This window comes from Dictyobacter arantiisoli (assembly GCF_008326305.1).
GTDB classification, from domain to species: domain Bacteria; phylum Chloroflexota; class Ktedonobacteria; order Ktedonobacterales; family Ktedonobacteraceae; genus Dictyobacter; species Dictyobacter arantiisoli.
This window is the reverse complement of sequence record NZ_BIXY01000079.1, coordinates 1-12,683: the sequence shown is the minus strand read 5'-3', so window position 1 is coordinate 12,683 and position 12,683 is coordinate 1. Positions and strand designations below refer to the sequence as shown.

Below are 12,683 nucleotides of genomic sequence, written 5' to 3'. Positions count from 1 at the left end.
ATTGCTTATCATCAGTAATTGATTACTGCGCCTCAAAAGAGCGAGGCCGTTTTGCTCAAGAGATTAGGGATAATCGGACGATTCATCCAGTGGCTCTCTGACTCTTGCATGGCCTGCTGAAAGCCAGCGCGCACATATTTCCAGCGTTCCTGTACACTCTCGCTGGTCTCTATCTTGATATACAGACCCTCCATCAAGGTACTGGGATCAGTCTCTTTCAATGCCTGCTCGCTATTGAGATGCTTTTTCGTACACAACTCACGTAGTTGTTCTAGATGATTATACTCGATATAAGGAGAGCGGGTGAGGAGAGCAAGTAATTGCTGCGTACTCTGAAGTTGTCCTTCAAAGAGCACTCTGACCGAGCATACAAACGGTAATTGTGCCAGCAAGGCGCGGCGCTTTGCTGTACTCAAAAAGGTGCCTGTTTGTTTATCATAGATATCGAACTCCAGGAAATAATGGGGGAGCGCTGTATAAAAGACCGTATGTTTGGCATAGAGCCATTCGCCATAGAGAATATAGCGATCCATCAGCACATCCCAGAAGGCCGCGCTATGGCTATGGGCCCAGCTTTTTAGCAACTGGAATTGCACCTCTCTGGGACCACCGCTGAGATAATGGCCCCGGCTTTGCAATAATAGCTGACCATCCTCGGTAAAGCTAAGCGCGCTATTGGCCCCATCCACCTTCTCCTCAACCACCACATAGTGTCCAGGTAACTCGCGTAGAGGCAACATCCTCAAATCTTCGTCGCCGCGTTGTATGCCCGAACCTTCCACATGCGGTGTGCGGGGATATTTATAGAGCATAGACATAATAATTTTCTCCTCGCTTGCTTCTTAGATTGTGTAGAATATGGTTTTTACTTGTATCATTGCTTCCATCGTTCTACGGAGTGAGATATGAATGCGTCTCCACCCGTGAAGGGCAATCCCGCTTCAATACAAGGAATGATGAACAAGGGTATTCGAACTCCAACAACGATGCCGGGGCTTGAGACAGAGCGTTGGGCAGCGATGTAGGTGCGTGCCAAGGTCGCAACCGAGGTGCGCTTTCCCGTTCATCGTACGGGCAATCCCGCGGTAGGCTCATGTTCTTTAAGCGGTATTGCCCGTGAAGGGTGGCCGCTATGTGAGGTTAGATGGCTGGCCCCCAGGAGCGTATGCGGAGCGGGGTGATGAGGATGATGGGAAGTGTTTCCAGCGCCATGCTCTGGTATTGTTGATAGCGAGCGCGCAGGAGTGGGAGCGCATGCTCATGCAAGGGCGCAGCGGGATAAAGCAGTTCGGCATGACCATAGATCTGGACATATCCCAGTTGTGACCAGTCGTCGCTGTACTGATCGATCAGCAGGCTGGCCTCGTGGCGAGCTTCGATGTTATGGACGCGCCGCAGTTGTGTAACCGCGACGCGTTTGGGTTTTTCATCTAAAGGGGTAAAGAAATAGTGTCCATCGAAGGCATAGCAGACAGGCACCAGGGTGGGACTTCCCTGTTCATCGGATGTCGCCAGCCGGGCGACCCGTTGCCGTTGTACAAAGTTGCTTTCCGCCGTTGTCAGGATTGCCTGTTGCTCTGCCATCGTTGGATCTCTCTTCTTTTGTCCAGTTGATATTAACGCCCGGCGACTTTGATTTTCTCGACTTCTGGAATGACCCGTGTGGCGAGCAGATCAAAGGCCTCGATATCGTTGGCATTGCGCAGGCTAAATAGGGCCTGATCGATGCCAAGTTCAGCCAGACTGCCAAACAGATCGATAGCTGCATTGGGCGAGAGGGTATCGCCATGACCATCTTTTGTGATCTGGATGCTATCCAGCGTGGTCTTCTCGATCTCCGCATAGGGGCGTCCCAGTTGTGCGCAGTGCTCCTGAAGGATGCCTAGCTTGCGCTGTAACTCTTCTTTGCCGATACGCGCAAAAAGATTACAGGCATCCCCATACTGTGCCACCAGACGCAGCGTCTTCTTTTCACCACCACCGCCAACCATAATGGGTGGATGAGGCTTTTGCACCGATAGCGGTGAGTTGAGTGGACGCTCAAGATTATAATATTTCCCAGTAAAGGCGCTATCATCGCCAGCCCACATCTGATGGGCGAGCTTTAAGGTCTCTTCCAGCCGCTCAAAGCGCTCGGCCAGAGGCGGAAAGGGAATCCCCAGTCCCTTGTGCTCTTGCTCATTCCAGGCTGCGCCAATTCCTAGATAGGCTCGTCCATGGGAAAGCACATCTAACGTCGTCGCTGTTTTGATCAACACGCCGGGATGGCGATAGGTGATACCTGTTACCAGCGTGCCGAGTTTAATCCGATTGGTGCGACCGGCGGCAAAGGCCAGGGCGCTCCAACCCTCAAGCATTTCATTTTCGGCTGGTCCGACCATATGAATCTGGAAGAAATGATCCATCACCCACAGGCTATGCAGACCGGCCCGCTCAGCGCGCTCGGCAATCATCGCAAAAGTATCTCCGAGTTCACTCTGACCGTTAGACCAGGTGAAACTGGGAACCTGCAATCCTAAACGCATAAAGTGCTCCTTATCATATCCATTCCTGGAGAGTGGAATGATTCGCTCTATTTTTCGACTTTGATAGTATACAACAAAACTACTAAATCCCGTCTTTTGTCAAAAGTAACAATAAGAATAGACCCTGCACACATCTTCTCTGTGTAGGGTCTATTGATAAGCTAGCCAAGGCGAATGCTTTAGCTATTGGCGCAACCAGATTTCTTACAGAGACCCTGATTTTGTAGCCATGCTTTGGCTGCCTGGTAGATTGCCTGATTTTGAGACATATTGTTGTTCATATTCTTGGCAACCTGCTGTTGCAGATCAAGGCTTGTCTGGGTGGTAAGTTTAGGTGCGAGCGCGTTCAGGGCGGTCGCGATATCTGGCGACTTTGACAGAACGCTGGCGCGCACGATTGGAGCAGGATGATAGGCAGGGAAGGCATGCTGATCATCGGCCAGGACTGTCAGTTTGTTGGTAGTAATGCCACCATCTGTGGAATAGCAGAAGTTGGCCTGCGCCTGACCGCCGCTCACTTCCTTGAAGCCAATCGTATAGTCAACTTTATGCACATCTTTGAAGCTATTCAGTGTCAGATTGTACTTGGGTTTCAAATAATCGAACACATAGGTGCTATCGCTGGGCAGATCAAAGGTAACCTGTTTGGCTTTGCTAGCCAGATCAGAGATCGTCTTGAGTCCCAGGCTGTTCCCCTGCTGGACACAGACTGCATAGGTGTCATTGAGTGGTGCATAATCCAGCCAGTCGATCTGGAACTGCTGTTTGAAGCCATCTTTGACGGTCTGATAGTCTTTGGCATCGTCAAGAGACGATGTTTTCTTCAAAGCATCCAGGCCGGTGGCTGTGAACTCTGGATAGAGATCGATGGCACCACTTTTGATACCAGAGAAGACGATTGTATTATTACCAAAGGCTGCTTTCTCATTTACTTTAAAGCCAGCATCACGTAGCGCAAGGGTATAAATCTTGGTGAGAATCTTTGATTCGGTATCAAGTTTACCGCCTACAGTGAGCGTGACATTGGCGTTAGGATTGCTGGGACTGGAACCACCACCGGTTGTGGTGGTGCTGCTATTGCCACAGGCTGCCAGGATGAATAAAGGCAGGCAGGCAAAGATAACAAGGGTTTTTGCTCGTAATGAGCGGAATAATGAGGGCATTTTTCCTCCTGAATGCTCCAAGGATGCACAATATAAAAAATGGATCGGTTGTGCTTCAACGTACATACCATCACAGTCGAGCTAGAAGCAGTATGCTTGCTTTCTACAACCGTATCCCGAAAGGATGCTTACACTTTGGCACTGACTCGCAGTCCTGCGGGAGTCAATGCGCGTTGTAACCAACTCATAAATAATTCTACAATAATCGCCAGGAGCGCGACAGGAATCGCGCCCGCCAGCGTTGCGGTATTATCGAGTCGATTTAAGCCATCAATAATATATTCACCATATCCGCCCGCCCCGATGATGGCTGCCAGGGTAGCCGTGGCCACGATTTGTACCGCAGAGGTACGCACCCCGGCCGCGATAATCGGCAGCACCAGTGGCGTCTGGATACGGGTAATAATCTGCCATTGCGTCATGCCCATGCCACGTGCGGCATCAATGATCGCGGGATCAATTCCACGGATGCCTGTATAGGTGTTCAGCAGCACTGGTGGAATACCCAGCACGATCAGGGCAATGACGGTCGGTTTAAAGCCGGTGCCCAGATAGGGCAAGGCGGCAATCAGAAAGGCAATCACGGGTATCGCTCGCATCAATCCACTTACATTCACTGCTGCAAAGGCCAGCAGAGGACTGCGCGATACGGCCACACCTAAGACGACGCCTATCAGGATCGCAAAGAAAATGGAGATGCCGCAGATTTGTAAATATGCAATCGTATGGCTGGCAAAGGTATTGCCTGGATCGGTCACAAATTGCCAGAGTGCGTTCATAGTTTCTCCCTTCTATGCAACCGAGGTCGCGCTCCGTCCCCGACTTAACAACATTTGAATGCCGAGTAAGATCAGGTCGGCTACGACCGCGAACACACTCATGAGGATCGCTCCGGCGATAATTGCTTGCTCATCCCCACTGGTCAGATTTTTAAAAATGAGATCTCCCAATCCTCCCTCGTTCACCAGCGAGGCCAGGGAGGCGGTTCCAACGGTCGTCACGGTCGCGATCCGCACGCCCGCAACGATGACGGGCAGGGCCAGTGGCAAGGTGACGCGAGTCAACAACTGCCAGCGATTCATGCCCATGGATTTGCCAACTTCGATCAATAAAGGATCGATGCCATTAATGGCTGTGGCTGTATTACGAATCAAGACGAGCTGGGTATAGGCAACCAGTGGGATCATAATCGTGGCCCAACTCAATCCGATCCAGGGTATCGTGATCAGAAGCGCCAGAAAGGCGATTCCGGGGATGCTATAGAGCATGCCAGTAAAGGTGACCACGGGCGTATACAGCCAGCGGTTCCGCGCCACGACAATGCCGATGGGGATAGCAATGATCAGTGAAATGAGCATCGCAACGCCGACAAGATAGATATGTTGCACGATAAGATTTGGAATACTCCCAGGATCAGTCAGATCATAGTTATACCCACTCAGTATATATTGCATAGAACAGAGCTCCTTTTCGCTATCGTCACAGCCTATCTGATCTCATATCCGCGATTCCACGGTTGAGTTCTGTTCCTGGCGTATGTGAGAAATCTCGCGATTCAGGCTGTCGAGTGTGATATAACCGGTGTGCTGTTTGGTCTGGGGATCTTTTGCAGAAAGGGCGGGAGCGTTGGTGGCGAGGAGTTGTAGCAGAGCATCAAGCAACGTAGCTTCAGTTGATAGTTCTGGTACGTCTCCCCAGTGGGCGGATGAAACCGCTTCTGGTTTGTTTGCCAGCGCATGCGAAATCGGCAAGTACTGCAATTGGCGCAGAATATTGTCAGCACCGACCAGCTGGCCTACAAAGCCGTTTGCCGGTTGGGCCAACAACTCCACTGGTGTACCTAACTGTACCAATTTACCCTGCGAAAGCACCGCGATTTGATCGCCCAATTTGAATGCCTCTTCCATATCGTGCGAGACAAAGAGAATCGTCTTATGTACATCTTTTTGGATGCGCAGTAATTCTTCTTGCATACGGGCACGCGTGATCGCATCAAGCGCACCGAATGGCTCATCCATCAATAGAATGGCTGGATCTGTGGCCAGAGCACGTGCCAGACCGACGCGTTGTTGTTGTCCACCTGAAAGTTGACGTGGAAAACGTTTGCGATATTCATCTGGTGGTAAGCCGACCAGTTCGAGCAATTCATCGACGCGTTGTTTGAGCCGCTGCTTGCTCCAGCCCCCGGCAATCTCTGCCGTGACACGCACATTTTCGGCAATCGTCAGGTGGGGGAAAAGACCTACCTGCTGGATAACATAGCCGATACGGCGACGAAGTTGGATGGGATCTTCCTGCAAGACATTTTTGCCATCGATCAAGATCTCGCCCGAGCTTGGTTCGATGAGACGATTGACCATACGCAATAGTGTCGTTTTTCCAGAGCCAGAGGTGCCTACGAGCATGCATGTGCTGCCTTCAGGAACCTCAAAGGTGACTGCATCAACGGCTGGAGTATCTGTTCCTGGATACCGTTTGGTGATCTGGTTAAATACAATTGTTGTCATGCAGTAGCAATTCCTCTCGCATCATGAAATAATGAGCTTTAATTATACTTTATTTCTATCAACATTGCTTGAAGGTGAATTCTTCTTTAGCCATAACTTAATATAATACGCTCTCCTAAAAGGATTCGTCTCGTTTACTCTTCCGTATCGACGAGTTTTTCTATTCTCTCATCTTTTCTTTATCTCAAAATATGTAACCGCTGTTACTTTCCTCTTAGTATCATACTGCAAAACACCAGCTCTTGACTAGCCTTTTTGTAGGGGTTTTCTACAAAATATGGAGGTTTCGTTATTTTTCCGTTTCTTCTCACGCAGCTGCACCTCAAGCTGGCCTGGCCCAGAGTCAATTGGCGGCAGCCTATGATATCAACGCATCCTTTAACGGCTTTTAACGTGGAATCTCTATCCAGAAATGTAGGCCCCGCCATCCCGGCGGGGCTTTTTTGGTGGGATCACCTATTTCACGTTGACCGTTAATTTCATGCCTGGATGAACCGTGCAATAGATCTGAAAGGTGCCAGCGGTATTAAATGGGCCGATAGAGCCGCTCCCAAAGCCATCGACCTGTAGATTATTTATTTTAGGTGCGCCCGTCTCACTTCCCGGTTTCGGAGTATTATTATCCCCCCAGGTGCCATTGGCGATAATATGGACCGGGGCATTATCGTTGATCAGAGTAATCTTGTCACCTTTTTTGATATCGATTGAGAGTAACTTAAAGCTTGAGTCATCCATATGGACCGGATTAGGCCCGGTAGCTTGATTGCTGCCCACAGCGCATGCCGAGATCAAGAGTGCCAGCAGGCTCAAAATTATCAGAGCTCCAAATATCTTTTTCATTGTACGAATATGCTCCTGAGAATGCGTATCGAATGAATGCTTTATCTTCTTTCTCTCTCCCACCAACTGTATGGATCATGCCGGCGTTTTGCCTGAGTCCGTGAAGATAACGCAATCTATAGTTGCCAATACAAGAATATATTTCTATTCCTTATTATAGACTCAGCAGCAGTGGGATGCCACCTGATTTTTTGTCAGCATATTCCGATATTTAGCCCCATCTTTCTCTGCAAGGTCTTCCGATTCCAAAAAATGAAGTAATCCTCAGCTAACAGCTGTTCCTGCTGGCTAGTGCAGATTCAAGAGACCTCCTGTGTAAGTGGCTCAAGCAGCTCACAGCCAATGTAATCGCAGACACGCTGCTTGAGTTCGCTTGCTGTTAAAATCCGTGCAGGTTCAACAATGGCACGTTTGCCGTGAACCCACTTGGGTTCGATGCGGTTTAACCACGGACTCTTGACTGGCAACCAGCAGGGAATAATCCTCACGCCTGCTTTCGAACCTGTCTCTTGTTGCACTGCCTGGTTATGCTCTCGCAGCCAACTTTTAACCTGCTTACTCACGTGCCAGGAAGCGTTATCCCAAATAAGCACCAGTACGTGGTGTCCCTGCGCCTGGACCTGCTCGCCCAGCCATTGTAGAAACTCGATCGTGACGGAACTGACTGGGCGACCTGCGACAAAGCGGAGGAACATGTGCTCATCGGAGGATGAAAGCATCCCATAACACGCCAGCGCTTTTGGGTCAGGATCATCCTTTTCTTTGTTCATCTCTTATAAACGCAGCGGCTTGTCCTGCTCACTCCAACTGTGCAGGTTTGGTTGACTCAGTCGGCTCCACCACACTTCGTCCATATAGCCAATCTCCCATCCGTACCGCTGTGCGAGAGCAATAAGGGCATCACGTCGTTGTTTTTTTCTGATATATTCAGGATCGGGACTCGTGATCCAGTGTTTAGCACGTTGCCACCTCACCCCCAGTCGCTTGAGGGCCTGACGGATCGTTTCGATGCTTACCTGCTGTTCGGTCAGTCCTTGCTCGAAACATACCTCGGCCGCTCGTTGAAGCGTCCAGAGGCTGGTCGTTTTGTTGAAAACGTGTGGCGGCTTGTGGAGGATCGCTCGTAATTCTTCGCACACGTCTTGGTCAAATTGGGCTTGCACCGTTTTTGGCCGACTGGACTCGGGCTTCAGGCAATCCAGCCCTTTCTGCTCAAAAGCATGAATGGCATTACGCACGGTTTGGGTCGCGCAACCCAGGTTTCTGGCGACGGATGATGGGCGCTGCCCTCGGCTGGAGGCAAGCAGGATCTGAGAGCGACGAAGGGTAAAGGCGTCACATGAGCACAATCCATCGGAGATTTTTGCCTGTTCGTCTGGACTCAACGTTTGGACAAAGAGAGGAGCTTTCATGTGTCGTTTTTTCTTCTTCGCGAGAAGCTCGCGCGTTTTTCAAAAGGAGACGATCAGAATGAATTTGGTGCAACAAACCGTTCGTTTGTTGCACCAGGATGGCTTGTTGCTATGGGTGTAAATCGTTTAATGTTGGGATTTACAAATGGAGATGACTCATAAAGCGTCTCAAGCGAGAGCGAGAACGGCCTTGCCGGTGATCCGTCGATCCAGGAAGCGTTGTGTTACTTCGCTCGCCTCGGTCCAGGGAGCCTGTACATTGATACGCGGATTGAGCTGCCCATTGGCTACAAGCTGGGCCAGACCTTGAAGATCCTCTGCCACTGAAGAGCGTTCTAGCTCTTTCAGCAAAAACAATTCACAGAAATGAATGCTCTTGCTCAGAATGGTTCTGAGATTCAAACTGACCTCAGTACTCTCTGACGTCCCAAGATTGACACACATCTCGCCAGGCGCAAGCAGAGTTAAGGCTGTCGCAAGAGTCTTGCCCCTAGTCGATAATGAGATGATAGGGGCCAAACGCTTGTGCGAGCGTGAGATCTTCTCCTCCAACGGTCTGATGGACGCCGCTCTCTTTCATCTCTGCGGCTCGTTCTGGTCGCCGGATAGACGCGACGACAGAGGCTGCAGTCACTGCCCCTCGATAAGAATGACTTGAGCAGTAGATGACCGGAGACGGAGCTTGCGAGCTTCCTGATATTCAGATGAATTAAACCAACGTCTGAAGTGATCCGTATCCTCAAATTGCAGGATAACCAACCCTTGTGTCGGCCTCTCCCCTTCAATTACTTCATATGGGCCACCTCCTTCTACCAGGAATTTGACGCCGTATTCTTTCAGCGTTGGCGCGGCGAGCCGACGATATTCCATCATCATCTCAACATCAGTTATTTTCTCGACATCAAAGACAAGATAGGCTGCCATTGTTTTTTCTCCTTTATTCTTCATGAATGTATTCTGGAGTGAATAGAGACATATATCTCCATCTCATGACACTTCGGGAAGACAAACATTTTGTCTTGTTGACAAGAGTAGAACTCTCTGGTACTTTTGTAAAGTAGTTTCAAAAAAGTGCAATAGTTTCAGAAAGTGAACTAGCATGGAGCCAGCAAGAGTGATGACTGACATTTCCTGTTTTCAGCCAATCGGACGTACCGTGGAGATCTTAGAGGGCAAGTGGACTATTCTTATTCTGCGTGACCTGTTCAGCGGGATCAAACGTTTTGGTGAGTTTCGTCGTTCGTTGGCTCCCATTAGCCCAAAAACGCTGACGGATCGGCTGCGTTTATTGGAAGAGCAAGGCATCGTGACGCGTACGGTCTACTCGGAGGTTCCGCTCCACGTTGAATACAAACTGACGGAACGAGGGCAACGCTTGCGCCCTATCTTCGAGGCGATGACAACCTGGGCGTTGGCAGAAGATGCGATCTCTCAAAGTGAGCAATAAGGGAGAAGATGTCAACGACCAACAGAAGCTGAAAGATCTTAGGAGAACCATCGCGGCTGACGATTTCCAGAATTGAAAAGCCCTGACAACGGGACCGTGCTGAATCAGCCCATCTGCTCACTGCAGTGGCACACGGAGCGTCACGTCTCTGATCCCTTTGTTTCTCACACAACTGATCATCTTGCACAACGGGTCTCTTGAACCTGCACTAGGGACGGTTTCTCAAAAACAAGGTTCAAAGCATGAGGAATTCCATCTCTTTCTGATCTTGCGTTGGGTCCAGGGCTAGATGATGTGTTAAGAGTTTTGCCAGACTTGAAGGGTGTTATCTTCACTGGTCGTTGCCAGATGGATATTATCTGGCGCCCAGACAACATTTCTTACACGGGCCGTATGGCCACGATAAATATAAACGTTCTGTGCTTGTTTGGGCTGCCAAATATGTACAGTAGTATCATCGCTGGCGGAGGCTATATAGGCTCCATTGGAAGACCAGGACAGTGAAGCTACATAATCACTGTGTCCCGTATGGCTTGATACTACTGAGCCCGATGGAATATGAACTACCTGGACGATGTGTGTACTCATCGGTTGCAGATTATCTTCCTTTGGGCCAAACGTGAAGGCTAACATTTGATTATCAGGTGACCAGGTTACGGCTGTGATGGGATGTATGGCGGGATCACTAAAAGTCGCTTGTGTGACACCTGTCGTAGGATGCCATATGCGAACAGTTCCATCTAAAGAACCTGAAGCAATATAGGTGCCATTAGATGCCCACGCTAGTGTAGTTATTCCATCCTGATGTTGATCATAGGTAAAGGCTAGCTCAGCTGCAGAAGTTTTTCCTGCCGTTACATGGTAAATGCATACGAGTTTGTTGGCACTTCCCACTGCAACGAAATTGCTATCTGGCGACCAGGCAAGTGAGGTTACATCCGTTTGCATGTTAGATGTATTCGTGAATGATGACCAGTTGTTAGTATTCCAGATACGTACAGCGTGGTTTTGATCGCATGAAGCGATATACTGTCCATTGGGTGACCATCTGGTTGCACCTGTAGGGATATTTCCAGTAGCATGGCTACTATATGTTGTTGTATATGTTGAGGTATCCCAGACGTGGAGCGCCCCATCTGCGTTCAGAGTTGCAAGCCTTTTGCCGCTTGGAGACCATGTGACACTATAGACTGTATCATGAAACGTATAAATCGCAGAATCGTGCCAATAATTTTTTTCCCAAAGAAAAGCACCACCAAGAGCGAGGAGAACACCACCACTTACTAAACCACCTCTCTTTAAGAACGTCCTTCGAGATAGAGAATTTCGAGTGGATGGTTGATTTACACTTTTTTCTTTATGAACGTTATTTTGAAAAGGTAGTTCAGACATTTGCAATCTCCATTTTTATGTTGTCGTATCTGCGATTGTGTTGAACAAGATCAGGTTTTTAAAACAAAACCTGATCTTGCTTTGTCAGCGTATTTAGGGTTTTTGTTGAGCTGCTTTTATTTTTGATTGTGTCTTGTTTTGCGTCTCATATTGAAAATTGTAGCTGGCGTTGTCCTATGCTAGTGTTACATCCCAGTGCTATAAATAATATTGTGCATGCCAGGTGCCATCCATACCATCTCTACCTGCATTCATAGACTGAGACAGAAAAATCGTGCAATCTGACCCATATGATGGCCAGAATCCATTTCGATTCTTTGCCCACTTACCTACGTAATTTATAATATTTGGCCTGTTATATGCAAATGCATTACCACTAAACATAGCAAGGCACGCAATGAATGTAAGGCATGCCGAAAAAGCTTTCAAAATGTGGAATGGGGCGAAGCGTTTTTCGAATGATTTTATTACTCTTTCCCAACTTAAAAATCGCATTGAGTGTGCTGTTCCTCTCCTACTATGTGGAACATGTATTACACATCTTTTCTCACCTGGTGGGAAGTCTAATGGTAAAAGGTTTGATGAATGTTGGATGGCCAAATTACCTGGTCTGTTTGTGTCCAGACTAAAAGCCAATTCTGCCAAATTAAGTTGGGAATTGGAACCCCAACTTTCTCTTTGCATTGCTTGACACACCTGAGTTGATGGTGTATGCTTTGCCTGACTAAAAAACAATGTTAACGCTTCGATCAGGATCAGTAGATGCGTATGGTTTCGGACAGCGAGCCGCGATAGTGCAAGGCGGCATGCGAAGCCAGCATCGAACCCACCTGAGAGCGTCAGTAGAAACCTGACCGGCCACTCTTCGCCGTTATCAGAAGGCGCGGTTCTTTGTTGACCGCATGAGTGGAATTGCTGTTGATTTTTATCTGTGGATAGAAGCGGCGCAGGCAGTTCAAAAGAGGTGGTACCACGGGTTATATGCTCGTCCTTGTGAGGACGAGTTTTTTTATGCTCGTTTGCAGATAGTCATGAACCCCGGTTTTAAAACGTGACACTTTTACACAAATGAGACTGTAGGAAAATGCCCACTGTGATGAAGGGAACTATGCCTCCTGAGGTAAAAGAGGAGGGATATAGTTCCGCTTTTCAAAGAAAGCCGCCTCCAGAGGGCTTTGACACTCAACAATTGAACAGAACCATTGTGTCAGAGAGGCGTTATCTCTCCGTCCCATCATCCTGGGATGAATTTCCGAGATGAAAGATTTGTGACTAAGTGTCACGTTTTAAAACCGGGGCTTGCAGAAAGGTGTCCTTTGTGTAAGCCCTCATGAGCAGACTCAGTTTTGAAAGAGAAACTCCGTTCGGGAAGAAATAGGTACCAATGCGTGCGAGGC

The 12,683-nt window shown here is 48.8% G+C and carries 17 protein-coding genes; 2 read left to right on the top strand and 15 right to left on the bottom strand.

From position 1 onward, the window contains the following. Positions 1 to 32 precede the first annotated feature (32 nt). The 10 genes from F1593_RS21130 to F1593_RS29420 form a co-directional block, all read right to left on the bottom strand. Positions 33 to 818, bottom strand: coding sequence for an RNA ligase family protein (locus tag F1593_RS21130; protein ID WP_172632320.1), 786 nt, complete (start codon positions 816 to 818; stop codon positions 33 to 35). Positions 819 to 1,140: 322 nt separating this feature from the next. Continuing rightward, complete coding sequence (locus tag F1593_RS21125; protein WP_149403552.1) at positions 1,141 to 1,584, bottom strand: TIGR03668 family PPOX class F420-dependent oxidoreductase; 444 nt, start codon at positions 1,582 to 1,584, stop codon at positions 1,141 to 1,143. 32 nt (positions 1,585 to 1,616) lie between these two features. After that, positions 1,617 to 2,525 carry an LLM class F420-dependent oxidoreductase gene (locus F1593_RS21120; RefSeq protein WP_149403551.1) on the bottom strand — a complete coding sequence of 303 codons (909 nt, stop codon included), beginning with the start codon at positions 2,523 to 2,525 and terminating at the stop codon, positions 1,617 to 1,619. Between the two features lie 179 nt (positions 2,526 to 2,704). Beyond that, complete coding sequence (locus tag F1593_RS21115; protein WP_172632319.1) at positions 2,705 to 3,688, bottom strand: glycine betaine ABC transporter substrate-binding protein; 984 nt, start codon at positions 3,686 to 3,688, stop codon at positions 2,705 to 2,707. Between the two features lie 128 nt (positions 3,689 to 3,816). Continuing rightward, positions 3,817 to 4,467, bottom strand: coding sequence for an ABC transporter permease (locus F1593_RS21110; RefSeq protein WP_149403549.1), 651 nt, complete (start codon positions 4,465 to 4,467; stop codon positions 3,817 to 3,819). Positions 4,468 to 4,479: 12 nt separating this feature from the next. Beyond that, a complete protein-coding gene (locus tag F1593_RS21105) occupies positions 4,480 to 5,142 on the bottom strand; it encodes an ABC transporter permease (RefSeq protein WP_149403548.1) in 663 nt (220 codons plus the stop codon). Positions 5,143 to 5,184: 42 nt separating this feature from the next. After that, the gene (locus F1593_RS21100; protein WP_149403547.1) at positions 5,185 to 6,195 is read right to left on the bottom strand and encodes an ABC transporter ATP-binding protein; all 1,011 of its coding nucleotides are present in this window, start codon (positions 6,193 to 6,195) and stop codon (positions 5,185 to 5,187) included. A 456-nt stretch (positions 6,196 to 6,651) separates the two neighbouring features. Further along, positions 6,652 to 7,035: a cupredoxin domain-containing protein gene (locus F1593_RS21095; RefSeq protein ID WP_149403546.1), complete on the bottom strand. Its 384-nt coding sequence runs from the start codon at positions 7,033 to 7,035 to the stop codon at positions 6,652 to 6,654. A gap of 299 nt (positions 7,036 to 7,334) precedes the next feature. Continuing rightward, a complete protein-coding gene (locus tag F1593_RS29425; protein ID WP_235932651.1) occupies positions 7,335 to 7,805 on the bottom strand; it encodes a transposase in 471 nt (156 codons plus the stop codon). A gap of 3 nt (positions 7,806 to 7,808) precedes the next feature. Next, on the bottom strand, positions 7,809 to 8,447 hold the full coding sequence (locus F1593_RS29420) for a helix-turn-helix domain-containing protein (RefSeq protein WP_149403545.1): 639 nt from the start codon (positions 8,445 to 8,447) through the stop codon (positions 7,809 to 7,811). Between F1593_RS29420 and F1593_RS28510 the strand changes: the two genes are divergently transcribed. Further along, positions 8,448 to 8,609 carry a hypothetical protein gene (locus F1593_RS28510; protein ID WP_172632318.1) on the top strand — a complete coding sequence of 54 codons (162 nt, stop codon included), beginning with the start codon at positions 8,448 to 8,450 and terminating at the stop codon, positions 8,607 to 8,609. Between the two features lie 6 nt (positions 8,610 to 8,615). On the opposite strand, the gene F1593_RS21080 is transcribed toward F1593_RS28510, so the two are convergent. The 3 genes from F1593_RS21080 to F1593_RS21075 are packed head-to-tail and all read right to left on the bottom strand — an operon-like array spanning position 8,616 to position 9,371. Beyond that, on the bottom strand, positions 8,616 to 8,966 hold the full coding sequence (locus tag F1593_RS21080; RefSeq protein ID WP_172632317.1) for a zinc-binding dehydrogenase: 351 nt from the start codon (positions 8,964 to 8,966) through the stop codon (positions 8,616 to 8,618). Then, positions 8,938 to 9,081, bottom strand: coding sequence for a hypothetical protein (locus F1593_RS28505; RefSeq protein WP_172632316.1), 144 nt, complete (start codon positions 9,079 to 9,081; stop codon positions 8,938 to 8,940). Before F1593_RS28505 ends, F1593_RS21080 begins: the two co-directional genes overlap by 29 nt. Next, the gene (locus F1593_RS21075; protein WP_149403543.1) at positions 9,078 to 9,371 is read right to left on the bottom strand and encodes a DUF1330 domain-containing protein; all 294 of its coding nucleotides are present in this window, start codon (positions 9,369 to 9,371) and stop codon (positions 9,078 to 9,080) included. The genes F1593_RS28505 and F1593_RS21075 overlap by 4 nt, the downstream gene beginning before the upstream one ends. 193 nt (positions 9,372 to 9,564) lie before the next feature. Here F1593_RS21075 and F1593_RS21070 point away from each other — a divergent pair, with 193 nt between their 5' ends. Next, the gene (locus tag F1593_RS21070; protein WP_149403568.1) at positions 9,565 to 9,894 is read left to right on the top strand and encodes a winged helix-turn-helix transcriptional regulator; all 330 of its coding nucleotides are present in this window, start codon (positions 9,565 to 9,567) and stop codon (positions 9,892 to 9,894) included. 297 nt (positions 9,895 to 10,191) lie between these two features. Here F1593_RS21070 and F1593_RS21065 read toward each other — a convergent pair whose 3' ends face one another. After that, the gene (locus F1593_RS21065; RefSeq protein WP_149403542.1) at positions 10,192 to 11,286 is read right to left on the bottom strand and encodes a WD40 repeat domain-containing protein; all 1,095 of its coding nucleotides are present in this window, start codon (positions 11,284 to 11,286) and stop codon (positions 10,192 to 10,194) included. Between the two features lie 198 nt (positions 11,287 to 11,484). Continuing rightward, a complete protein-coding gene (locus F1593_RS29940; RefSeq protein ID WP_371873896.1) occupies positions 11,485 to 11,670 on the bottom strand; it encodes an amidase domain-containing protein in 186 nt (61 codons plus the stop codon). Positions 11,671 to 12,683: the final 1,013 nt, after the last annotated feature.